Here is a 24328-nt window from a genome sequence, read left to right as displayed (position 1 = left end):
ACCGAACCTATCTGGCTCGGTTATTCATTTTTAAATATGGATTGTATAAAAACAGTAACGCAGCATAAATTCAGCAATCAAAGCACAAACGCAGCCCACCACAAGAACATATTGGCTACGCCCAACCAGAACACCCTGTGCCTCGCCTTTAATTCGGTAAAATGCCCCCATGCCGATAGCCACAATGGCAATAAACCCAACCACCCAACTGGCTAAACGCAGTGACCAAATTTGTTGATAAGCATTAATTGAATCAATGGGAAAAGTAACGGATTCATTAGTGTAAGCAGTTTCCAGCAAATAGTTTTCGTAGAATGGTTGATAAATCAAACGAACCACTAAGCTCACTCCCACCACCATCAATAATGCAAGCGCCCTATTTTGACCTTTATCTTTCAATAGGAAGCTAACCAATAAATAGTACCCTGCCGCCCCTAGGGTCAATATCGCCCCATAAAACATCAGGTAGGTATTGTCATTCATCCACACTAACATGGAGGTATAACGGTAAATTGATCCCATCGCATACACATCACACAGCCCCGCAATAATCGCCAGCCCCAGTAACCCGTAGGAGAGTCGTTTTTTGAACCACATCCACAAAAAAGTGAGGCCCAAGAACGTAAAGTAAGTTGCCGTAAAAACCACTTCACGACTGAGCCAAGAGGAGAAAATGTTTAATAACGAATTAGGCGCGTTGAGCGGTACCCCCAAGTGTGTAATGGAGGAGAGCAAACCCACACCCGCCAGAACACAAGCGATAAATAAATAGCGCAGCAGAAAGCTCGAAGGAATATTTCCACCCAGAGTCGTCGCCAATCTTTTTGCACAAATCCCCAGCATCACGCTTAGCCCGATAGAGGCTTGCATCAACAAGGTAAATATTAGTAGTGGCCATTCATTCATTTTTTCGCTCCTTGGATCACGGTATAACGCCCCGCCCCTTGGTGCGGATGGATCACTAAATTGGGGTGAGTAATGGATGAGTCAGGCAGCCCTTTCACATCCGCTTGCGAACCAAAGCGTTCGCGCAGCTCATCGATAGGCCCAAACTGAATCGCACCGAGTGGGCAGGTCGTCACACATACGGGAGTCTGCCCTTGCAGTTGCAAATCAATACAGAAATCGCACTTGGACATTTGCTTGGTTTCGGGATTCATCTGCGGCGCACCATAGGGGCACGACCACGCGCAAGTTCCGCACCCCACGCATTTATCCGTATTCACCATCACGATGCCATCCCCTTCACGCTTATGCATTGCAGTAGTTGGGCAGTTTTTTACGCACATTGGGTCAGCACAATGGTTGCACGAAATAGACAAGGTGTAGGCGAACACATTGTTCTCCCAACTACCGCAGCCATTTTCGATAAATTCTCCGCCCGTGATTTCATAAACCCGACGAAATTTACGTCCAACTTCGAGATTGTTTTTATCTTTGCAGGACACCTGGCACGCTTTACATCCTGAGCAGCGCGCCGAATCAATATAAAACCCGAGTTGTTTGTCGCTCACTGCGGGATAAACGTGGAATTTACTCATGCTTTTGCTACCTCCACCAATAAGGTTTGATGGGCATTACCGTGCGCCATTGCCGTACTGCGTGCTGACGTTAAAACGTTGGCGCATCCCCCTTGATCGACACCATTTTCATCTGGCTGCCACCATGCTCCCGCTTGTAGTGCCACCACCCCCGGCATGATCCGTGAGGTAATTTTAACGGGTACCATCGTGACCCCTCGATCGTTATGCACTTTCACGCGATCGTCATCCGTAATGTGGCGGCGTTTCGCGTCGATCGGGTTGATCCACAACTCTTGGCGCTGTACCTCTTGTAACCATGGGTTAGCAAATTGAGTGGAATTCGCACGGTTGCGCCCTTTCCATGTAATCAATTGCAGCGGGTATTGCTGTGTCAACGTGTCTTCAGGACCTTCAATCGCAGGCACATAATGAGAAAGAGCGGGAATATCGCGGTCATTACGGTCATACAGACGTTTCGAAAAAATCTCGATTTTGCCCGATGGGGTTTCAAACGGGTTATTGGCTAAATCTTTAATATTTTTCTCAAATGCCACATGCCCCGTATGGGGTTTATGTTTCAAAAGATGGCGGCGTTTAACCAGCAATTCATCAAAGGTGGGAATTCCATCTTCAGGACGTTTTTCATGAGCATCATTGACCAGATGTTCAATCCACTGCTTTTCCGTGCGCCCTTCACTGAATTTTTCACCCACCCCCAATTTGTTTGCCACATCACAGAGCCATTCATAATCACTGCGGCGCTCAAATTCAGGTTCCACGACCTTTTCAGACAGAATAATGTAGTTCCCTGTACCCCATGTCCCGCCGACATTCCAGCGCTCTAAAAAGCTGGTTTCAGGCAGTAAGATGTCGGCATATTTGGCACTTGGCGTCATATACAAGTCGCTGTAGACGATAAACTCAACTTTGTTTTCATCTTCCAGCACTTTGGCGGCATGGCGAATATCGGGGTTCTGGTTCGTCATGTAATTTCCCGCAAGGGAAAAAATCATTTTGATTTCGGTATCCAGTTTTTCTGCATTTTTTAAGCCGTTATCCGGTGTGACTAGGCTGGCATCCTCACAGGCTTGTACCCAGTTGGTGATATTAATTTTCGCTTTAACGGGGTTTTCAAATAGGCTGGGACCCGCCAGTGTTTTACGAAGATCAGGCGTCACGGCCATGCCATAACCAGCAGCCCAACCCCCTTTCACACCGACGTTTCCCGTAATGGTTGCTAGCAATGTCGCACCACGCGCAGAGCGCTCCCCGCAAATATGACGCTGAGGTCCCCACCCTTGCATCAAGGCGGCAGGTTTGGTTGTGGCATATTCTCGAGCCAGTTGGCGAATGGTTTGCGCTGGCACCTTGGTTATCGGTTCCGCCCACTCAGGGGTTTTCACCACACCATCTTTTTTTCCCATCAAATAGGCGACTAAGGATTCATTCTCCGGTACTCCGTCTGGCATTTGGTGTTCATCAAAACCAACGGTATAGCTATCGATAAATGCCTGATCATGCAGACCTTCGCTAATAATCACGTACATCATGGCATCCATCATGGCGTTATCGGTGGTAGGCAAAATCGGGATCCACTGATCCGCTAACGAAGACGCGGTATCGGAATAGCGTGGATCCACCACAATAAACTTGGTGCCATTTTTCTTCATTTTTTGGAAGTAATGGTTGGTATGCCCGAAAATAGTCTCATTCGGGTTATGTCCCCATAGAATAACTAGTGGAGTCTCTTCCAATGTGTCTAATGTACTGCCACTCGCCGAGGTGCCATAAGTGTAGGGTGTCACTGCCATGGTGTTGCCGTTACTGACAGAGTGGTAATTTTCCAGAAATCCCCCCGTCAAATTAAACAGACGGCGTAACATATTCGCCCCTGAAAAAATACCGCCCGTCACCCCAGTACTTAAGCTAACAAAGCGCGATGCAGGGCCGTATTGCTGGTTAATGCGTTGCATATTTTCAGCAATCAGCGTGGTGGCTTCTTCCCAGCTAATTCGTTCAAAATGCCCTTCACCACGCTTGCCTACGCGCTTCATTGGGTATTTTAAGCGGTTCGGATGATAAACAAATTTGCGATAACTGCGTCCGCGCACACAAGCACGCATAATCGGCATCTCTTCATCAAGATCCCCGTCAGGACGTGTGCTAATGCGCGTAACGACGCCCTGTTTAACGTGGGCGCGAATATCACATTTTCCGCCGCAGTCAAAACTGCTGCATGTGGAAACCACTCGCTCACCGTCATTCGGTAAGGTGGTCGTAGGAATAATAGTGGGGTTTTCTGGTATTGAAGCGACCGTATTCGTGGCAATAAATGGGACAGCCATGAGTGCAGAGCTGCCTTGAATAAACCGACGACGGGTCAATGGTTCAATCAGATGTTCACTCTGATCATTATAATTTTTCATGATAACTCTACCTCTGGCATACATTAGGTTGCCGCGATAGCGTAAACATTTCCCACTGAGCCAACTTTTGAAAAACCGCCAAAGGCATTGGAATTTCAGCCAACCGCGTGAAACATGTGGTTATATCAATAAATTTTGCCTATATTCAGAAAATAATTCGTTATGTTTGAATTTCAGCCAATAAACGACGGTAACCAAAATTACAATGAGAAATATTCCACTGAGTACCATTGATAGTGTCGCTCGGGATGTTATCGCACTCGCGACAGATTACTTACCCAACGTGCTGTTGGATTCTCACAAGCATCGCCGCGCTCAATTCTTATATGGTGCAACAGGGCTAATTGAGGTGAGCACTGAAGATGGTGAGTGGGTTATTCCCCCCGACAGTGGCGTGTGGATCCCTGAGAATACAGCCCATGAAACACGGATGCTGAATGTCAGCACTCGCAGTTTATATATCGAACCTGCGGCAGCGCCCCGCCAAGGCAATCGATGCGAAGTTTTGCGCGTCACGCCTTTACTTCGCCAATTGCTATTAGAAGCGGTTGATGTGCCACTGGAATATGATCTTAACGGACGCGATGGCTCATTGATGCAGCTGATCCTCCATGAAGTGGCGCGCGCCGAGCCGCTGCCATTCTTTGCCCCGATCCCGCGAGATGAAAGCCTCGCAGCCTTGTGCCGCGAATTTTTAAAATCACCGCAAATTACCTCGCTTCCCCAAGAGTGGGCTGCAAAACTGCACAAAAGCGACCGCTCATTTAGCCGCTTTTTTGGGGCGCAAACGGGTTTGTCATTTTCAGATTGGCGACAACAAGCCTGCTTACTGAGTGCCATTAGCCAAATTTCAGCAGGTAAATCGATCACTGAAGTGGCGTTTGATCTTGGTTACAGCAATGTGGGTTCGTTCTCAACCATGTTTAAGAAATGGCTCGGACAAACCCCATCGAGTTTTATTCAGCGTATTGAGTCCTAACCTTAATCCAAGGTGGCAATCAGCCATGCAGAACCACGATAGTCACCCGCTTGGGCATTTTCCCCTTGCAGGTGGCTACTGATTTCGAACTCTTTCAGGCTGTGAATTTCTGCGTTGATCTCTTTGCCGGATTGTCCCGTTTCAAGATCCGTAATCACCAAATTGCTGTAGATCGTATCATTCGCCTCATTTTTCATCGGTAAACGCTTTTGAGGATCATCATCCTGCGTGTAATCCAAGCGTAAACGTACTTTAGTTGCCGACTGGAAGAGGCAACTGTAGGTAACTTGACCACTAGCGCGGTTATCATAGTACAAGCTGTTTAACTGCCCATGGCGTAAATTTAATATCCCTTGATCCCCGTTGCTGGTACTGGATGTGCATTTTGCACCGATATTAATTTGCGAAGCCGCCAAGCGTAATGGCACAGAAGATTCGTGAAGCGTCCAGCTATCATAAGGTGGCGCCACTTTTGGGTTGGTAAATGCACGCACGTAGCCTGCTAACGGCATTTCACTGATAATCAACTGCCCATCGATAATTTGCTCTTTGATATAAAACGTCATGGTGATAGGAAAATGGTTATTAAATCGAGGAACCTCAAATTGTGTATCTGCATAAGACATTGAGCACACACCGGAGCTGCGGTTCGTCCATTCCATCATGTCGGATTGCACCGTCATCACTAGGTTGGCGTTCAACCGATACGCTTTGAGTCCTGCAATCGAAAACCCCGTTTCAGGCACATACATAAATAATCGATGAAACGCATTTGCTGGCAAAATTTGCGTGTTCGTACTTCCCCAGCGACGCCCAATACACTTCACCATACCAGTCGGTTCCGCAAGGTTACTATCCACCACAAAAGGCTCCCCAACTTGATAGTAATTTTGACCGTCCGATCCCCTATCAGGATGATCCGCCAGCATACTGCTGTTATTCACGCGTATGGTGTAACCCGTATTAGGATCGATAATTTGCGCCGCATAATCTGCATGAGCCATCATCGCTGACAGTATTCCTCCGACTAAACAACCTGCCCGCGCTATGGATTTAATTGTCAACATATTGCTGTTCCCATTAGTGATAAGTGACTGAGATCATCATGGCCGACGTAAATCTTCCTGCGGGTAATTGGCTTAGTGGTCGAGTGTTCACCAACTTTGCTTGAAGATTAATACGGTGCTCCGTCGCGCTGATAGGCTGTGGTGTAATAGTTTGTATTTGATTGAGCTCTAAAGGAAATGTTAGTCCATCCGTGATATCAAAAAAATCGATCCCCAACCCTTTTGCGCTGGTGGATAAAATTTGGCGACCTTGGTACTCTTCCGTTCCATAACCTTTTGGGTTGAGTAACACCGACAACGTTTTTCTCCCTGAGCACCCACTGATATACACCGGAAAATCTTTGGTCAACGAAACCCCTGGCGCGCCATTAATTTCAACCACCCCAAAATTAATTTGCAGTGGTGAGTCGTTATTTTCACTGCGTACGTGGCAAGCAGGGTCGACCATTGTCGCCACGACATCCACAAACACATCCCCATTAACCACCGGTGAGATAAATATCAGTAAACCCCACCAATACTTTCTGATTTTATTGATTTGCTTCACTATTTATACTCCACGGAAAACGTAGCCCAACCGGAGAACTGCCCTGTGCTGACGTAGCCATAAGGGGGCTTGCGCGCTACCACCCCAAAAGATAAAGACTGTTCATCGTTCACCACTGCAACGCTGCCTACATCAATCGGCTCATCCCAATCAATGAGTTTATCTTTACTATCCATAATCCCCAGTACTACGCCGCTATCACCTTGAGTGATAAGGTAGTTATCCCCATCAATATTCACTAGCTGCGTTCCATGCCACGTTATCTTGATGAGCTTTCCCAGCTCCGCACGCTGACAATGGTCAATTTCAATGGAAAACGGCGTGATAACGCTGGTCTCCCCCAGATTAAGAGACTCCATGCGTAAATTTTCTAATTGAATCTCTTTTTTGACGGAACCTGCACTCACTTTGCAGGATAAATGCACTAACTCTCCGCTAAATTCCACATCCAAAAATTGCGCATTAGCTTGAGTCGAAAAGCTCCAGAAAAGGGGCACTAGCAGCCACCAAAACAGGGTTAGCTTACTCATAACTCACCTCCAGTCGCAGTGGATGCGCGCTCTCAATCACAGAAGGAAGCTGAACGGGGTTATTTCCATCAATAAGTGCCACGGGGTAACGCACTGTTTCTTCCCCCGTTAACATATCCACCACGAGCAAAATTGCCGGTGTTTTTGCTCCATGTTTATTTTCACTGAATGCAACTCCTGCGCCGCAATGGGTTAATGTCAGCGTTTTCCCTACCGTTAAACCACACGGGGCATTGAATAGCGTGGCATTCACCAAAAACCAGCCCGTCTGTGAAGATTCATAATGGGATTCAGTGGGTGGCACGCTGCCTAGAAATTCCTCTCCATTTCCCCAAGCACTTATGGTCATTGTGATAATCCCGATAACGAACCGGACAATATTCATCCACTTTTTCCCCTTTTATGTCTTGGCTCCATTACTGTTCCCCAGAGACTGTGCAGGTGTCTCCTTGGCAACGAAATACCAGTGTTGGCTTGCCACCATAGTCATTGATGTAAGTGAGATAGGGGGTGTTCAGCGTGTGGCTGTTAATCTCGAATGTGGATTTAGGGGCGACCATCACAACCTCAAAGCTGCTCTCCTCCGACTGTTTCTTGCTATTCCCCACCCCAATCACCGTTAAATTAAACGGCGTAGTGTTATTCAAACGGTAGCCTTTGACCGTTTTTTGTAACGTAATGTTGTGCGCCCATTTAGTTTGAGATGCTTCGAGAATTTTCTCAGGGCGATAGAACAATTTGACACGGGATTGCAGTGCGATTTGCAGTGTATTTTCTTCCGTGGATTTCGGCGGAACTTCACGCAAATTGAAATAAAAAACAGATTCTCTATCATCAGGTAATTGGCTTAATAACGGCGTTTTGCTCAAGCGCACTAAACTGTAGCTATTAGCTTCTACCCGCTGTAATGGTGGCGTGGCAAGGATAGCGCCTTGAGTGAGTTTTTTACCTTGAAGGTCTTCAATCCAACTTTGCGCTAAATAGGCTTCTTCAGGATTATCATTCGCGATGCGTACATTAATAGAGTTTTCATTGCCCGGAAAAACAATTCGCGTTCTATCCAGAGTTACCGCGCCATAAGAGGCTTGTGGCATTCCAATAAGCATGCTTATCAATGCTGCGAAAATAGGTTTAAAGTTCAACATAATCAACCCCATAGATTAAAGATAATAAAAATTTTGTTATTTTTGGCATGCCGGTTATTTTTGGCATGGCAGTAACAGCATTGAAGAGGATGTGGTTAACCTATCTGGCAACGTTATCTGACACTGTTTTTGGTTGCGCCAATAGACCCACAACGCGGCATTTTTCTCGATACCCACCAGCCAGGTCACGCCCTCTTCCCCAACAATTCCCAGCTCTTGATTCGCCTCATTACGCACACTGGCGCCAAACGGAGGATTTTTGCCATTCGGTAAGGTGATCACCGAGAAGAGTTTTTCCCCTTTCATCACAGGGAAACTTCGATAGCCAATCGCGCCTTTTGTGAGCGTGATATCACTGGTAGCACTGAGCGCTTCAATGTTGTTCGGTAATTTACTGGTATTAATGGAAGCCGAGGATTTACGGTAGCTATTCACATTTGGGATCACCGCTAAACCGAAGCGGTTGGTTTTTGTAACGCCATGATTCAGTGGTACGCCGCCAATATCTGAAGTTTCCACCATTAAGCGAGTATCACCGTGGGCAGAGAGATGCAGCGCGGCTCCCTTGGTCGTTATTGTGATCCCGCTATTAATCGATGCCCCAATACTGCGGTATTGATGAGGGACATAGCTGCCATTAATGGACACACTGGCATCCGAGAGATCACGGGAATAAAAACCGCTCAAGCTCGTTTGGCTATCCACATCTTGCCCGTGGTTATACCCCATCGTTAGGCTGTAATTATCCCTCTCCCCATAACCGCTATATCCCACATTATGGTTATATTGATTCTTTTTATTGGAACGAGAGTACAACTCAGAAAACGTCAAGCTATGTCCGCTGTACAGCGGGATCGTCAAATAAAGGTTAATGGCATCATCTTCATAACCATTACTTCGCTCTGTTCGCGTCGCAGAGATAGCAATATTGCCGCTATATTGGGAAAGGGAAGCAAAATTCAGGCTCGTATTGGCGTATAAACCGTACTGGGTTTGTGGGTCATCCTGCCAATAGGTGCTGTACTGGTAATTTAACGAGAGGTTAAAATCATCAAAATATTTATTTAAGTAGACTTGGTAATTTTCCTTGGTGGCTCGCGGTGAATGCCCAGTTCTGTCCTCATCCATATATTGCATTAACGTTCGATACTCTTTATCGGCAAAACGGTAGCCCGCAAAAGTAATATCTGTACGAAGATCCTCGAATGACTTCGCATAATTAAAACGGTAAGAGCGCCCCTGTAAATGACCTTTATTGTCATCTGAATAATCAGCAAAAGATTGGGTAATATCCACCGCGACGGCCCCAAAAGAGAACAAGTCACGCCCAATCCCTAAAGCGGCACTTTGGTAATAGGCATTAAGTTGAGCTCCCCCATACAGCGACCACGCATTTGATACACCATATGACAATTCACCACTAATGACGGGATCTCCCGTTAAATGTCGATTGTCATAACGTGTTTTCCCTAGCGCCGCTTTATAATTTACCCGACCCGGACGAGTTAAATAGGGCAGCGATGCAGTACTAAGACTAAATTTATTCTCTTCCCCACTTTCTTCACGTACCGTCACATCCAGCACACCACGGATCCCGCTATCAAGGGTTTGAATGCGAAAAGGTCCCGGTGGCACCGAGGTTTCTGAAATGATCCGATCCTGACTGCGAACGATCACAATGGCGTTAGTTTTCGCCACACCGATAATTTCAGGAGCATATCCCACCAATTTTGGCGGCAACATGCGATCATCACTTTCAATCGAAATACCCGTGTATTGCCAAGAATCAAACACGTCCGAGTAAAAGTTATTTTCCCCGAGCGTGAGCAAAGCAGCGCTTTCTTTCAATGATCGAAAAGCATATAACCGACTGAAATCAAAGTTGTGTTTTTCTTGCGAATAACTGCCTCCATGTTGCTTTTGATAAGTCCCATTGAAGTCACCGCGCAGCCGCCAAGCCCCAATGTTAATGCCCGATGTTCCATTACCAGATAAGTAAACACGCTTGTCGCCATCGGTCTCTTTTGTGGCAGAAATATTCGCACTGTAGTCCACAAACAAACCATTGATCCCCTCTTCCCATAATTTTGGGGGAACCCAATAAGGATCACGATATTCCATCCACAGTTGGGGAATGGTCATTTTTAGGGACATAGAAGGCAAATCCACTTTGGTTTGTACCCCAGCCAGAGCCGAAAAATTCAAACATTTTTCATCATGAAATAATGTGACTTTTTCCTCCGCAGATTTTTTTAGTCCCATAAAATCCAGCAACTGAGGTGCCAAACACACTTGCTGAGAACCTACACTTTTTGTACTTTTATCATCAAAAACAGCAACATCTCTCGGCTCGCCTAAACGCTGACCGTTAACAAAAACAGTCAAAACATAGTCTCCAGGTGGAACATATCCCGCAACAGAGAACTGGCTCATATCAATGTTATTCATATCTTCGGCATCTAACACATCGGTATTAAATTCAGCAGCATAGCTATTGCCAATCCCTATAATTAGCGCCAATAAAATCGTCTGTCTTAGTTTGCTATGTTTGAACATCATGCTCTATACCATCCCAAATGCGACGAGTGTGCCCCTCTCGAAAATGACTTCGAGATCATGTTTATCTGCAATTTATTGATAATCGATGTTATTGATAATCGATAAAAAAACGGATTAACCCTTGATAGTTACCCGCTTGAATAGGTCGCCCAGTTAGCTCTAGACGTAAAAAGTACTGTAGATAGAGCGCTTTCCCTGATTTGTCTTGCCGTAATACATTATTTGCCAAAGGGTAATATTGCCCTGGAATCAATGTATTAAAACGGCTATCAAGGACAGAAACCCCGAGACCTTGTGATGCGCCTCTTAGTACAAATGCATCAATGTGTTCCGCTGTTTCCCCTGCAAATCGAATAGACCATGTTTTACTGTCGAGTAAAGAGTAAAGGCTTCCGCAGTCTCGTAACTCAATAATAAAAGGTTGGTTATGCTGCTCACGCTGCAGCTTTGTACCAAGCAGGGGGATTGCCAAAGGTGAAAAATCAATCGTTTGAAATCTATTTTCCATTACAACCGAACACGGTGTAGCGATAACAATACCTTTCAATGTTGCGCTGCCATTAAGCTCTATTTTTTTATTCGCCGCCGCCCCCGAAATCATCAGGCACATCAGAATGGTCATCGTCATCAGTTGAGCTAATTGGCGAGTTACCCGTTGATAAACAATCACAATTGTCTCCCTCAACTTTCTCCTTCAACTCCGTATTGATACCGCCAGTTATTCACTGGCGGTAGACTCAGATGCTTACTGATAGGTAATTCGGAAGTTAGTTACGGCGCTAAACTTACCTTCAGCGACATCTTTTGTGGTATCAATCGCTTTAGCTAATGCTTTGAAGGTTAAGGTGTTATCCCCCTTCTTATTGATAATTCTCGATAAAATATCCTTAGCTTTGCCAAATTCAAAACCATCAATACCAATACCTACGTTGTTTGCATTGCCCGGAGAAGTTGAAAGCAAAGTGTTACCCGCATCGGCGTAATTTTGCCCTGTAAAGACTAACTCCATGCTTTTCACCGCTGCTGACGCCCCTGTACCATCTTTGGTGTAATCTGAAAAATCACACCCTGTTAATTCAATATTAAAATTCACTTCAGCCGTTCTGCCATTCTCTAAACCACGGCGAGAAAGCTGACCAAAATCAATAGTTTGTTTTAACGATGGTTGTGCAATATTGCAGGGTGAAGTCACCACTGTACCGATAAAATTCACCGTACCTGTATTCTCTGCCATTACACTAAAAGAAGTCGCTGATGTTGCCAGCAGTGTAATGATTGCTAACTGATTAAGTTTCATATAATGACTTTCCTTTCGTTTAAAAATAGGAGAAACGCAATACACCATTAAATAATTAATGGAACAGAAAAACATTAAATAACAATTAGTTATATAACCACCGAAGAACATGTTAATTTAATTACTCATGATTAAAGATCATGTAAGGCTTTGAATTTTAATTTATCGTAATAGGAATATTTTGATTTTTTATCTTGAAATAAAAAATTATCTTGTAATTTTATCTCTGCTATTTCATCTGAATAGTTAGCAATAACTTTGAAAAAGAATTCAGACCAATCCTTACCTAATTTCTTTAATATGGCATCAAGCGTTTCTATATTTACACTAGTAATACCACGTTCATAGCGAGATATTTGCTGTTGACTAATATGAAGCATACGCCCTAATTCCTCACCTGTTAATGAGCAATTAAGCCGTGCTTCCCGAATAAATAAACCAACTTCTTCACGTAATCGATATTTGTTTTTCATCATATTAAAACCAGTTTAAATAGCTTTAATTTTATTTACTCAAAGGTAGCCAATTCATTGAGCAAATAGCGTAATAAAAAATGGATATATCCAAAGTGCAGGAAATTTAATTTATTAAAATATAGATACAGTAAATAAATCTGTAAATACGTTTATATCGATCGAAATTATATCATTTAATAGTTAATACCTATCAAATTAACTTTATTGATCGTTTTTATATCTGAATTTTATTTATATAATATTAAATATCAATAGATTATATAAATAAGACAATATGATATAATTAGCTAGTAATTTAAATATTCACTTATCTTAATCATGATAATTCTTTAAAAATATTATTTAAATTTAAATAATAGAGAATTATTAAATTATAAATACCGTATATAATAACTTAATTAAATTTATTAAAATAAAAAAAAAAATATCAAACATAAAACTTAATATTTTAATGAGAAATAAAAATACACTTAAATAACTCATATTTTGTGTTTTATAAATTCATTCAATAAATCTTTAAATATAATTTAAATTCATCAAAATAAGTCATATTAATCATGATAAATTTACCATTATCCATATCATGCTTAAACTATGCATATCGTGCACTTTTCATTTTCTAATATTAACTAGAATAAATTAATCCGTTAGGATAACAAAAAAAGGAGCCAATAATGACAACTCAGTTTTACAGCTACCAACCGCAACAAGGTCATGGGCTTCCCCATGATCCGATCCCCTCATTAATTGGTCCACGCCCTATTGGTTGGATCTCCACATGCGATAAGCAAGGTAACACCAATCTTGCGCCCTATAGCTTCTTCAATATCTTTAATTATTCACCGCCCATTTTGGTCTTCTCGAGCGTTGGGAAAAAAGATTCCGTCACCAATGCAATCGAAACAGGTGAGTTCGTTTATAATCTTGCAACTCTTGAGCTTGGGCAGCAGGTCAATTCAAGCAGTGCAATGTTACCTCGTGGAGAAAGTGAGTTTGACCTTACTGGGCTTTCCACCTTACCGTCCACATTGATTACGCCTCCGCGCATCGCCCAAACGCCTGTTTCCATGGAGTGTGTGGTCACTGAATATCAGCAATTAAAACGCGCTGACGGTAGCCTATTGGATACGTGGATGGTCATGGGAGAAGTGGTGATGGTGCATATCGATGAAGCTACCTTAGAGCAAGGCTTATATAACAGTGCTCGCCAAAAACCTTTGATGCGGGCAGGCGGACCTGCGGATTATTATTGGATTGAAGAGCAGCAAAAACTCGAAATGTATCGCCCTAAATAACGTAAAAAGTCTTAGGCCAGTTTCTATCACGCCGGCCTAAGATTCATTATTTGGGGACACAGGTATACACCCAAGCAGGTGGAAAATTGCGATACACACGTTCTTTTGTGAATGAAAAATAACGTGAAAATAGCGGTTCACAACCTTGGGTATACTGAAATAACACCAATTTACCCTGATTCTTTAATAGGCTCTGATGCACCTGTTTTAATATTCGCATGCTGGTTTTTTTATTCAGGGACAGAAAAGGAATTCCTGAAATAATCAAATCATAATCACCCAATAAATATTCTGCTGAACATGGATTAACAGCCACTCTCGGGTCATCAATCTGATTTAAAATATCGATAAAATCACGATTAATTTCATAGAGGTCTAAACGTGTTTGCGTCGTAATTTTGTTCACAATATAGCGAGTCATGACGCCGTTACCCGCACCAATCTCTGCAATTTGATGACATTGAGCCCAATCAATATTGTCAATCATGGTATGACATAACCAACGAGATGATGGGAACACCGTTCCCATCGAAGCTGGTGACGCAATGAAATTCTTAACGTAGAGCTGGTAATGATTTTTATGAGAAAAAAACGATTCCGCCATGCTTCCTCCTGAATCAAAAATACCTTTTCTATTTCCTTAAATTGATGCTCCACATTCACCGCAAAAATTGGCATTTGGGTCTACGGCACTTTTGCATTGTCGGCATCTTATTTTTTGGATGTTTTGTCCGTGTGAAAAATAGTTGTCTTCGCCTCGACCATCATTGTGCTGATAACCCCCACCATGCTTACCTCGAGAACCATGCTTGGAACTGCTGCCATGCCCTGAATGACCCCGATATTGGTTATCGCGTTTCGAGTTATAGCGATTTCTGTCGAGGTTAAATAACCAGCTGAAAATTGACATAATAAATATCCTCCACTGTTATTCTTGTCCCGAGTATAAACCTTAGACTTAACTCCAGAGACAACAATAAAACTGAATAATTACAATAAAAAACCATTTATTACGTAAACTGAATATCGCTATTTTTTCATGATACACGCGGGTGAATGAGGCAAAGCTTTCCTTAGGATTTGAGCAGTGAAGTTCCATAAGAATTATCAATCACACATAGCCACTTACCGTCGATGAGTTTAAATACGTAGGTGGCATCTCGCACAGTATTAAACGGCGTACCATCTTGCATTTGCGCACTCAAAATAGTTTCAGCTAAGACTAAGGCGCAATCTTCACCAAAAATAACTTTCACCGTACCTTGAGACACTTGCAGGCTGTGATTAAAAAATTCAGCGATAGCAGAAAATGCTTTCTTTAGGTTCTCTTTTCCATGGACATGTAAACCGTCTTTCACCACTAACGAGCCATTCTCAGAATAAAAATCCATTAAATAGCTAAAATTTTCTTCTGTGATGGCACGATCTGCACTGGCAATTAAGGCTTCAAGTTCTTGCGTGTGTTGTTGAGTATTGTCGAAAAGATTCATAGAGGGCTCCTTGTTGAATGCTAACCAGACAAGGACAAAAAACCCGCCTTATCTGGCGGGTTGAGGATGTAGCAAACTCCCACCAGTTAAGTGATGGTCATCATAATAATGAGGTGAGCTACATGCTGTGACATAATTTTTTCCTGAATGTAATTAGAGATTACATTATCAGCAATAAAAATTTTTTCAATGAGTATATAAAAAGGGCTTAAGTCACCTTAAGCCCTTTAGTCGTAAATTAGAAACTAGTGTTTTGAACTCTTATGGTGATTTAATGTTTCTTCTTTTAAATCAAGCTCATCACGTAAGCGATGGTACACTCGCTCATTGATATTTTTCCCTTTACGCATTTGATATAACGCTTCCCGCTTCGCCTTCAGAGCCGAATCTGACATCGAACGTTCCATCTCGATCATCCGATGTAAATCAAACACATCTGACTCTGTTTCATCCGTATTATCTAAACGACGACCATAAATTTCTAACAGCTGAGCACCCACTTCGGTACGCATCGCAATTTCATCCATATCATCAGAAGGGTGGTTCATCAGCTCACGAATATGTGCCATTGCTGCTTCATTGAGTGCCAGACGAGCTCGAATCTCATCGTTATCATAAGGTAAATCTTGTACTAAACCTTTGGTTAAAATCGGCAAGGCGATGCTGGCAATTAACAGCGAACACAGGATCACCCCCATCGCGAGGAAGATAGCCACATCACGGTTCGGGAATAATGATCCATCGGGCATTAAGAATGGCAACGTTAAAATACCGGCTAACGTAATTGCCCCGCGAACTCCCGCCGTTGCCATCACCGCCATCATGCGAATACGTACTTCATCCGCTTGCTTTCCACGACGACGATTGTGGAAAACTGTCAGGGTCATTGATATCCATACCCAAGCAAAACGCAGTGCACCTAATGCAATGGTGATAACGGCAACATACACAAACAGCATCCAAGGATGGCTAGCACCTGCAGCTTCGGCCACCTGAGGCAAATTGGTCCACATCCCTGGTAGCTGCTCACCCAGTAGAATAAAGATCATGCCGTTCAAACCTGTTTGTACCGTGTCCCAAACTGCCTTACTTTGCATTCGAGTCGCCGCTTGCATACGCCCTGCGATTTTTTCGTAGTGCATCGCAATACCCGCAACAACGGCAGCAAGGATCCCGGAAACATGTAAATGTTCAGCCAGCAGATACGCAGTAAAAGGCATTAACAGGCTGATCATAATTTGGATAGCTGGCTCTTCACCTGTGCGCTTGACTAAGAATTGGTTTAACCAGCCAATTGCCCATGCGACTAATAAACCAATCACTATCCCACCAAATGCCACCAGCACAAATTGCCCCGCAGCAGATGTCAGAGAGAATTCCCCTGTCAGCGCAGCCACAACCGCAAAGCTAAAGCATACTAAGCCCGTCGCATCATTGAGTAGAGATTCCCCTTCAAGAATGTGCGCCATACGCGATGGCAGTGGCGAATTCACTGTCATTGCAGATACCGACACAGGGTCAGTTGGGGAAAGGATAGCTGCCAGTGCAAAGGCAACCGCCAGTGAAATCGTTGGGATCAGCCAATGGATAAAGAACCCCATTCCAATAACGGTGACGACCACTAAGCCAATCGCCAATGACATAATTGGCTTAATTTCTTGGAATAAGGCTTCTTTTGGAATTCGCCATCCATCAAGAAATAGCAATGGAGGAATAAATAAAAAGAGAAAAAGATGCGGTTCGAATTCCACTGTAAATCCGTAGAACGATAAGGCAGCCCCTAACGCTATCTGGATAATTGGCAATGGAATGATATCTTTAAGTAATCGAGAAACAAATACGCTCACGATCACTGCAAGTAAAAAAACGAGTACAAGTGTCACTACTGACATTGAGTGCTCCATAATGGTTTATCTTAGTTATCTGCCTTGCAGTAAATAGATAAATCAAATCAATGTAAAGCATCAATTTATTACTGAATAAAAAAACAAAATAAATCAAAAACTACGATAGCAATCATTGTGTTACAGGATATTACTTAATTTCCAATACATTACATATCCATTCAATATACTCGTGTTTTATAAGGATTTAATCTGTTCTTCTGTTACAAACCCTTATTACTCATCAAAAACGGATAATTCCGAGTATTTTAATGCAACTTATCTATTTGATTTCTGGGCTATGTCTGTCAATTAATTCTTGTAAAACCTGCTTGAGCATTTTGCTTTTACGAACACCAAGAGGCGCTAAAACTTGCCTTTCATGTTCTTCCGCAGCAATCAATAACCCTTCGACTAGCTCAACGCCACTAGAAGTCACACTCACTAAAGTCACACGGCGGTCACTTCCCGTATGGTTATTGTGACGGATCACATGCCCTTGTTGTTCCAATCGTTGTAATACCCGAGTGATTGTCGGTTGCTTGCTGACGGTTTTCTGTGACAGCTCGGTGATCCCCATCGAACCATTATTGGCCAATGTAGAAAGCACTCGCCACTCCAACACTGATAGCCCATTGGCTTCCACAACCGCATGAAATTCAGATGAAACTAGCATCCATGCCTGCCCCAAAAGAGCAGGCAGGTAATTATCAACGAAGACTTTCGATTCAGGCATCAATTCCTCTTTTCTGGCTTCTGGTTTTATGACATTAGAAGCTAGCAGAGTAGCAGAAGGAAATCGAACTCTTAACATAATTTAACTAAAATCTTCCGCTAAGTAGTGAGCCAAAACCATCCACTCGCGTATCAAGTCCCAATTTTTTTAGCATCATGTAAGTTGTTGCCACAGACGAAGACAATACTGGTAAGCCCACTCTATCTTCGATAAGTTGAATCGACGGTAATGACGGCATTTGCACGCAAGCTGATGCCACAATCGCATCCACATTGGTATTTAGCTTTCTGGTGATTTCCACTGGTGCTAATGGGTTTTGTCTCCCCACCTCGAGGTTATCGGGGATCTCCAATGAGATGCTATCAACCACTTCAATGCCTTCATGTTCAATATAGTCAATAACCAGTTGAGTTAGTGGCTTCATATATGGCGTCAAAATTGATACTTTTTTCGCGCCAATGGCATGTAACCCTTCGACTAACGCCCCTGCACTAGTGACAACCGGCGCTGGATGCCCATTATCTATTGTGCATTGATGGAGGCGTTTTTGCGAAACTCGGTGATACCCCTTCCCCATGCTCATAATGGCAACCAAGCAGGCATACCCCAATACATCGACGTCGGCGTCTGACAGTTCAATGGCGCAGCGATCACTGTCTGAGTCCATTTTGGCAAGCTCATCCTTAGTCACTTTCTGCATACGCATACGGCTAGAGTGAAATGTAAAACGCTCTGCAAACATCGCTTCACGGGCGCGTAATATCGCCGGAATTTCAGTTTCCATGGTGGTATTAGATGAAGGCACAATCTGCCCAATACGAAACGTACGCGCTAAGCTCATAATCCTTTCTCCACTGAAGAGTCATCCGATTCAGCAAACTGATTAAGTTCATCAACATCTTGCCCACCATGATGGAAACGAGCTGCTGTTAATGGACGTCTATTGACCTGTAAGTCAAAGATATCAAAGCGATTATAGTGCCCTGTAATATCATGCATTTGGCGAGGTTGAATACAGCGATTCAAATCAATTTCAGCGTATACAATGCCTTCTTTATCAATCAATGGTTCCCCAATCACTCGACCGTCTGGGCCGATAATGCCGGAAAACGCGCTATTTGGACGCGCAAGCAACTCACGGGATTCGGGATGCGACGCAGCCATAGCTTCAACAATTTCTTCAGAGACTGTCGAACACGAAATGATGGTAAACACTTTACCTTCAAAGCAGTGGGCAGAAGCCCGTAAACGAATCGCATCCGCCATGTCATAGTCTTTTGGTGCCACTGGCAGTGCAATATAACTGGCAATATGAACCAACTCACCTTGAGCCAATAGCGAGAAACGTGCCAATGTATTGGTGTTTTCGCCACATGCCAACGCCCCTAAAGGACCAATGCTGGTTTGGTGAACTTTCAGCGAGGAGGCATCCCCATTTGCCCACGTCAATTTTTCCGCCCACGTTGGGACTAATTTACGGTGACGTCCTAAAATTTTACCTTCATCAGAAATCGTCACTAACGTGTTGTATAACGTGGCAATTCCGTTCGGATTGCGCTCATTCACTCCCACAACCACGTTGATATGGTGACGAGCGGCAGCTTGGGCAATTTTTTTAATTTCAGGTCCAGGAACTTCAATGGCAGATTTGCACAGTTTTTCAAACCAAGGGCTGCCATCAATCGGGTTCATTACCCAACTCCAATACGGGTAGCCAGAGACAAACACTTCAGGAAATGCCACTAATTTGGCACCATTGTCCGCTGCTTCTTCAATCAACCGACACACTTTATCAACGGTAGCATCGGTATCGAGGAATACAGGGGCGGCCTGTACAGCCGCTGCCTTAAATTGAGGTAGATTTAACATGCTGCTATCTCCCTTGGGTTATACCGCAACCACTGGGTGGCGTAACTCACCGATTTTTTCGACATACGCTTCAATTACATCACCCGGCCATACCCACTCTTGTGGGGAACGACCCGCACCAACCCCTTCAGGTGTGCCTGTTGCGATAATATCCCCCGGTTCCAACGTAATGCCTTTGCTGATATCAGCAATCAACGCATTCACATTGAACAGCATATGGCGAGTATTGGAGTCTTGCTTGGTTACACCGTTAACTTTCAAACTCAGGTTTAATGAGTGAGGATCAGGAATTTCATCGGCAGTCACAATACAAGGACCGAATGGAGCGTAGGTATCCTGCCCTTTAGAGTAAATCCATTGACCCGCACGGCGACAATCACGTGCACTCATATCAATCATTAAGCTATAACCGAACACATAGTTCAGGGCATCCGCTTCAGAAACCCCTTTAGCACGCGTCCCCATGATCACCGCCAACTCCACTTCCCAATCTAATTGCTGAGTAATTTGGCTGTTATGTTCAATCGCATCACCCGGTCCAATCACCGTTGTTGGCGGCTTAGAAAAGATAACCGGCTCTTTTGGTAGCTCTTTAGAGGTATCCAGCGTACGGCTCGACTCAGCAACGTGCTCAACATAGTTCAGACCGATCCCAAAAATGTTTTTTCTTGGGCGTGGAATTGGCGCTAAAATTTTTACATTCTGTACTGGCCATGCAGTTCCCGCAGGAAATTGCCCTTTATGTGCGTTTAATAATTCAGTACCTGCACGGATCCCTTGTGGACCTAAATCAATAAAATCCAGCATGTTATCAGGGAGATATTGACCATTCTCTTCAGCTAATCTCGCTAAATCCACGACTTGCTCGTTAACAATCGCCCCTAAACGTGCTGCTGCGGTAACATCTGAACGGTAAGTAATAAGACGCATAATTTTTCTCCTTGAGTCAGGTCTCAGACCTAACTAAAATCTTCACGTAAACAATTAAAATAAGTCATCGGAATAAAAAGTTATAAAAAATAAATAGTTAGCTAATCACTTTTTGGTGCCCGTCATTGTCCACAAGCGCCTCTTCATAATAGAGGCCAAGGGAGTGCATCACTGGCAAGTCGTTAAAACAGAACAGACACGCGTCTTCGCTCTGGGATGTATTCACATGTTCGTGGAACATCCATGATGGCACACAAAAAATATCTCGCTCTTGCCAGTCAAAGCGCTGCCCATTAATAATCGAATACCCTTTTCCTTTCGCCACTTGGTAGATAAAACTGCCCGTATGACGATGAGCTTTGCCGACAAATCCAGGGCGTAATAACTGCATACTAGCCCCAATCGTTGGCATCACTGGCCCGCCGGTTAATGGGTTGGTGTAATTCATTAAAACATCATCAAATACTGAGCCATCCGTTACTTTTGCGGCGCGTTGCAGCGCTTCATAAGTGGGTCCCCACTGGTATTTGAATAATGGCGAATAGGGCTTATCCCATCCCACATGGTGCGGACGTAATGCAGTCGCTCCCCACATGCCAACGGGATAATCAATTGGACGAGTTTGTGCTTGATGCAAATCGGGGTGAACTTTGTAGAAACCCGCTTCCATTGCATTGACTAATGGAATATCTAAACCATCTTGCCAAATACACGGTAATCCACCTTCTTCCACACCATGTTCATGCCAAGTACCATTTGGTGTCAGCACAAAGTCATTGGCTTCTAAAATCATTTTTTGCCCTTCCACAATGGTGTAGGCGCCGCGCCCTTCCATGATGAAACGCAATGCTGATGATGAATGTGCGTGAGCCGAAGCGGCTTCTCCCGGATGCATCACCTGTAAACCGGAATACAACCAACCCACTGCCGCTGCCACATCTTGACGACCAGGGTTGTTTAAGTAGATAACACGGCGACCTGCTTTTTCCGGAGTCACCAAATCCACCGAACGCAAAACATGCTCACGTAAATCTTGGTAACGCCATAAAACAGGCACAGATTGAGATTTTGGCTGCCACGGCTCAATTTTGTTGGCAACCGTCCACAATGCGCCCGTTTTGAGTTCATCTAACTGTTTGTAATACGCCAACAATTCTGGTGTATCTTCCACATCTGCGCGTCCTGCGACATTTTCTCTGTATTGGTCATGGGACTGAATCGTCATGGTGTTTCCTCCTCTCGCATTTACGCCATTAACGGCTTTTCGATTGTTGGATTAATTGTTGGCGACCATACTCATAAGGCGCTGGCCACGTGACTGAATTCCACCCAAAGCGAGCACACTCATGGAGCAACCAAGCAGGGTCGGCAAGAAGTGGTCGAGAGAGCGCACAAAGATCTGCTCGCCCTGACGCGATAATGCTATTCACTTGATCCGCATCAGTGATCGCACCAACGGCAATTACCGGCACCGATCCTTCATTGCGAATACGATCCGCCATTGGGGTTTGGTACATACGCCCATAAACAGGCTGTTGAAGAGGGGATACTTCGCCAGATGAGCAGTCGATAATATCCGCGCCAGCTTGATGGAGAGCTTGCCCAATCAGTACCGCCTCATCGACTGTTGTGCCGCCGTCAACCCAATCTGTCGCAGAGATACGCACAGACAGTGGCTTATCCTCAGACCATACTTTTCTGACCGCACTCACTACCGCTAGCGGGAAACGCAGACGATTTTCTAAAGACCCACCAAACCCATCGGTACGCTGGTTAGTTAACGGAGAAATAAAGCTTGATAGCAGATAACCATGCCCAGCTTGCAACTCTAACCAATCAAAACCGGCTTGATCCGCGCGTTTTGCTGCCGCCACAAACTGGTCGATAATCTTTGCCATTTGGGCTTCGGTTAGCTCAGTGGGCGTCTGTGAAATTGAAGGTAAATAAGGTAATGGTGATGCGGAAACTAATGGCCAATTACCTTGTTTCATTGGATGGTTTTCTTGCTCCCAGCCGCGCTGTGTTGAGCCTCGACGCCCAGCATGTCCTAGTTGGATCCCAATTTTCGCATCCGTTTTTTGGTGTACAAATTGCGTCACATTTTTCCATGCCGCCACTTGCGCATCATTCCAAATTCCCGGGCAGCCTGTCGTGACTCGCGCTTCAGGAGAAATTGCCGTCATTTCCGTCATAATCAGGCTAGCCCCACCTAATGCGCGGCTACCGATATGTACCAGATGGAAATCACTGACTAGCCCATCAGTTGCGCAATACAGCAACGTTGGAGACGCTATCACACGGTTTTTCAGTTCCACATTTCGCAAGCGAAATGGCGTCAACATCGGGGCAACTTTTTGATTAGCCACCTGCGCTGGTAAACCCGATTTTTCGGCAAACCAGTTTTCATAGTGAGTTAACCAGTTACCATCACGCACACGTAAATTTTCATGAGAAATGCGCTGAGAGCGAGTTAATAAAGAGTAAGCAAACTGCTCAGGATCGAGGTTTTCATAGCGCTGCACATTTTCAAACCACTCGGTTGAGTTACGCGCCGCATTCTGGATTTTTAGCACTTCGACACTGCGAACTTTTTGGTAGTGCTCAAGTCCTTTGCGCAAATCTCCTTGAGTCGCTTTCAAGCTTTCGCACAGCTCAATCGCATCTTCTAGAGCCAATTTAGTTCCTGAACCAATAGAGAAGTGGGCGGTATGAGCGGCATCCCCCATCAGCACCACAGGAACCTCCTTGCGGCTTGTTGGTTGTGTCCAGTGCACCCAGTTATCACAAATCACGCGAGGGAAACGAATCCAAATCGCGGCACCACGTAAGTGTGCTGCATTGGCAATCAGTTTTTCACCATCCAGCCATGGGGCAAATAACTTTTCACAGTAAGCAATCCCATCTTCCTGAGACATTTGGTCGATACCTGCCTTCAACCAAGTTTCTTCCGTGGTTTCTACGATAAATGTGGATAACCCTTCTTGGAATTGATACGCGTGAACTTGGAACCAACCGTGTTCATTTTCTGCGAACAAGAAGGTAAATGCGTCGAAAATCTTTTTCGTACCTAGCCAAACAAAACGGCAACGGCGTTGGTCGATATCGGGTTTGAAGATATTTTCATAGCGAGTACGTACTGCGCTATTGATCCCGTCCGACGCAATCACTAGATCCGCATCATATTGGCGTGCAATTTCTTGGTCATCCGCCACTTGGGTTTCAAATACCAATTCCACCCCCACTTCAAGGCAGCGATCTTGTAAGATATTGAGGAGCTTTTTACGCCCAATACCGATGAATCCATGCCCGCCACTGCGGTTACAGCTACCTTTAAAATGAATGTCGATATCATCCCAATGGCTAAATTCAGCACTGATCGTTTCTGCTGAGACTGGGTCTGCTTTGCGCAAGTTACTTAATGTAGCATCCGAAAATACCACGCCCCAACCGAAGGTGTCATAAGGGCGGTTACGTTCAACAACCACCACACGGTTGCTTGGGTTTTGCAGTTTCATCAGCAACCCGAAATAAAGCCCAGCGGGACCGCCGCCGATACAAACGATATTCATGGAGTTT

Annotated in this window: 24 protein-coding genes; 2 read left to right on the top strand and 22 right to left on the bottom strand. The window is 44.3% G+C overall.

Translation table 11 applies throughout. The annotated features are described in order from the left end of the window. Window positions 1-30: 30 nt before the first annotated feature. Genes HFU86_RS03015 through HFU86_RS03005 form a run of 3 tightly spaced genes read right to left on the bottom strand, consistent with a single transcriptional unit; the run spans window position 31 to window position 3949 of the window. Entirely contained in the window at window positions 31-906 is an 876-nt protein-coding gene (locus tag HFU86_RS03015) for a dimethyl sulfoxide reductase anchor subunit family protein (RefSeq protein ID WP_187128704.1), read from the bottom strand. Beyond that, the gene (locus HFU86_RS03010) at window positions 903-1541 is read right to left on the bottom strand and encodes a DMSO/selenate family reductase complex B subunit (RefSeq protein WP_187128703.1); all 639 of its coding nucleotides are present in this window, start codon (window positions 1539-1541) and stop codon (window positions 903-905) included. Before HFU86_RS03010 ends, HFU86_RS03015 begins: the two co-directional genes overlap by 4 nt. After that, window positions 1538-3949, bottom strand: coding sequence for a DMSO/selenate family reductase complex A subunit (locus HFU86_RS03005; protein WP_187128702.1), 2412 nt, complete (start codon window positions 3947-3949; stop codon window positions 1538-1540). The genes HFU86_RS03010 and HFU86_RS03005 overlap by 4 nt, the downstream gene beginning before the upstream one ends. Before the next feature lie 205 nt (window positions 3950-4154). On the opposite strand from HFU86_RS03005, the gene HFU86_RS03000 reads away from it, so the two are divergent. Then, complete coding sequence (locus HFU86_RS03000; RefSeq protein WP_132497125.1) at window positions 4155-4928, top strand: AraC family transcriptional regulator; 774 nt, start codon at window positions 4155-4157, stop codon at window positions 4926-4928. Window positions 4929-4930: 2 nt separating this feature from the next. Here HFU86_RS03000 and HFU86_RS02995 read toward each other — a convergent pair whose 3' ends face one another. The 9 genes from HFU86_RS02995 to HFU86_RS02955 all read right to left on the bottom strand — a co-directional run bounded on the left by HFU86_RS02995 (window position 4931) and on the right by HFU86_RS02955 (window position 12549). Then, window positions 4931-5995, bottom strand: a complete 1065-nt coding sequence (locus HFU86_RS02995) for an adhesin (RefSeq protein WP_187128701.1) — start codon at window positions 5993-5995, stop codon at window positions 4931-4933. A gap of 13 nt (window positions 5996-6008) precedes the next feature. After that, window positions 6009-6542, bottom strand: coding sequence for a fimbrial protein (locus tag HFU86_RS02990; protein ID WP_132497124.1), 534 nt, complete (start codon window positions 6540-6542; stop codon window positions 6009-6011). Beyond that, window positions 6542-7072 carry a fimbrial protein gene (locus HFU86_RS02985; RefSeq protein WP_187128700.1) on the bottom strand — a complete coding sequence of 177 codons (531 nt, stop codon included), beginning with the start codon at window positions 7070-7072 and terminating at the stop codon, window positions 6542-6544. The genes HFU86_RS02990 and HFU86_RS02985 overlap by 1 nt, the downstream gene beginning before the upstream one ends. Beyond that, complete coding sequence (locus HFU86_RS02980) at window positions 7065-7457, bottom strand: hypothetical protein (RefSeq protein ID WP_187128699.1); 393 nt, start codon at window positions 7455-7457, stop codon at window positions 7065-7067. Before HFU86_RS02980 ends, HFU86_RS02985 begins: the two co-directional genes overlap by 8 nt. 31 nt (window positions 7458-7488) lie before the next feature. Next, on the bottom strand, window positions 7489-8178 hold the full coding sequence (locus HFU86_RS02975; RefSeq protein ID WP_432206746.1) for a fimbria/pilus periplasmic chaperone: 690 nt from the start codon (window positions 8176-8178) through the stop codon (window positions 7489-7491). A gap of 93 nt (window positions 8179-8271) precedes the next feature. Further along, window positions 8272-10776, bottom strand: a complete 2505-nt coding sequence (locus tag HFU86_RS02970; protein WP_187128698.1) for a fimbria/pilus outer membrane usher protein — start codon at window positions 10774-10776, stop codon at window positions 8272-8274. A gap of 88 nt (window positions 10777-10864) precedes the next feature. Further along, on the bottom strand, window positions 10865-11446 hold the full coding sequence (locus tag HFU86_RS02965; RefSeq protein ID WP_442959168.1) for a fimbrial protein: 582 nt from the start codon (window positions 11444-11446) through the stop codon (window positions 10865-10867). Between the two features lie 75 nt (window positions 11447-11521). Then, window positions 11522-12073 carry a fimbrial protein gene (locus tag HFU86_RS02960; protein WP_132497119.1) on the bottom strand — a complete coding sequence of 184 codons (552 nt, stop codon included), beginning with the start codon at window positions 12071-12073 and terminating at the stop codon, window positions 11522-11524. A 131-nt stretch (window positions 12074-12204) separates the two neighbouring features. After that, window positions 12205-12549, bottom strand: a complete 345-nt coding sequence (locus HFU86_RS02955) for a helix-turn-helix domain-containing protein (RefSeq protein ID WP_036955222.1) — start codon at window positions 12547-12549, stop codon at window positions 12205-12207. A gap of 674 nt (window positions 12550-13223) precedes the next feature. On the opposite strand from HFU86_RS02955, the gene HFU86_RS02950 reads away from it, so the two are divergent. Then, a complete protein-coding gene (locus HFU86_RS02950) occupies window positions 13224-13844 on the top strand; it encodes a flavin reductase family protein (protein WP_187128697.1) in 621 nt (206 codons plus the stop codon). Between the two features lie 46 nt (window positions 13845-13890). Here the strand turns inward: HFU86_RS02950 and HFU86_RS02945 are convergent, their stop codons facing one another. The 10 genes from HFU86_RS02945 to HFU86_RS02900 all read right to left on the bottom strand — a co-directional run bounded on the left by HFU86_RS02945 (window position 13891) and on the right by HFU86_RS02900 (window position 24321). After that, window positions 13891-14448, bottom strand: coding sequence for a class I SAM-dependent methyltransferase (locus tag HFU86_RS02945; RefSeq protein ID WP_187128696.1), 558 nt, complete (start codon window positions 14446-14448; stop codon window positions 13891-13893). 36 nt (window positions 14449-14484) lie between these two features. Continuing rightward, window positions 14485-14754 carry a zinc ribbon domain-containing protein gene (locus HFU86_RS02940; RefSeq protein ID WP_132497117.1) on the bottom strand — a complete coding sequence of 90 codons (270 nt, stop codon included), beginning with the start codon at window positions 14752-14754 and terminating at the stop codon, window positions 14485-14487. Between the two features lie 163 nt (window positions 14755-14917). Then, the gene (locus tag HFU86_RS02935) at window positions 14918-15334 is read right to left on the bottom strand and encodes a YybH family protein (RefSeq protein ID WP_132497116.1); all 417 of its coding nucleotides are present in this window, start codon (window positions 15332-15334) and stop codon (window positions 14918-14920) included. A gap of 245 nt (window positions 15335-15579) precedes the next feature. Next, complete coding sequence (locus tag HFU86_RS02930) at window positions 15580-17226, bottom strand: Na+/H+ antiporter (protein ID WP_108479310.1); 1647 nt, start codon at window positions 17224-17226, stop codon at window positions 15580-15582. 274 nt (window positions 17227-17500) lie between these two features. Then, the gene (locus HFU86_RS02925) at window positions 17501-17953 is read right to left on the bottom strand and encodes a MarR family winged helix-turn-helix transcriptional regulator (protein ID WP_036955244.1); all 453 of its coding nucleotides are present in this window, start codon (window positions 17951-17953) and stop codon (window positions 17501-17503) included. A gap of 85 nt (window positions 17954-18038) precedes the next feature. Next, window positions 18039-18794 carry a maleate cis-trans isomerase family protein gene (locus HFU86_RS02920; protein WP_282551709.1) on the bottom strand — a complete coding sequence of 252 codons (756 nt, stop codon included), beginning with the start codon at window positions 18792-18794 and terminating at the stop codon, window positions 18039-18041. After that, window positions 18791-19822, bottom strand: coding sequence for a carbon-nitrogen hydrolase family protein (locus HFU86_RS02915; protein WP_036955252.1), 1032 nt, complete (start codon window positions 19820-19822; stop codon window positions 18791-18793). The genes HFU86_RS02920 and HFU86_RS02915 overlap by 4 nt, the downstream gene beginning before the upstream one ends. Window positions 19823-19840: 18 nt before the next feature. Then, window positions 19841-20752, bottom strand: coding sequence for a fumarylacetoacetate hydrolase family protein (locus tag HFU86_RS02910; protein ID WP_132497113.1), 912 nt, complete (start codon window positions 20750-20752; stop codon window positions 19841-19843). A 97-nt stretch (window positions 20753-20849) separates the two neighbouring features. Beyond that, complete coding sequence (locus tag HFU86_RS02905; RefSeq protein WP_036955260.1) at window positions 20850-21977, bottom strand: cupin domain-containing protein; 1128 nt, start codon at window positions 21975-21977, stop codon at window positions 20850-20852. 28 nt (window positions 21978-22005) lie between these two features. Then, window positions 22006-24321, bottom strand: coding sequence for a bifunctional salicylyl-CoA 5-hydroxylase/oxidoreductase (locus HFU86_RS02900; protein WP_132497111.1), 2316 nt, complete (start codon window positions 24319-24321; stop codon window positions 22006-22008). Window positions 24322-24328: the final 7 nt, after the last annotated feature.

The organism is Providencia sp. JUb39 (genome assembly GCF_012272845.1).
In the GTDB taxonomy this organism is placed as follows: Bacteria; Pseudomonadota; Gammaproteobacteria; order Enterobacterales; family Enterobacteriaceae; genus Providencia; species Providencia lanzhouensis.
The sequence above is the reverse complement of the archived record's forward strand: the minus strand, read 5'-3'. Positions and strand labels throughout refer to the sequence as shown.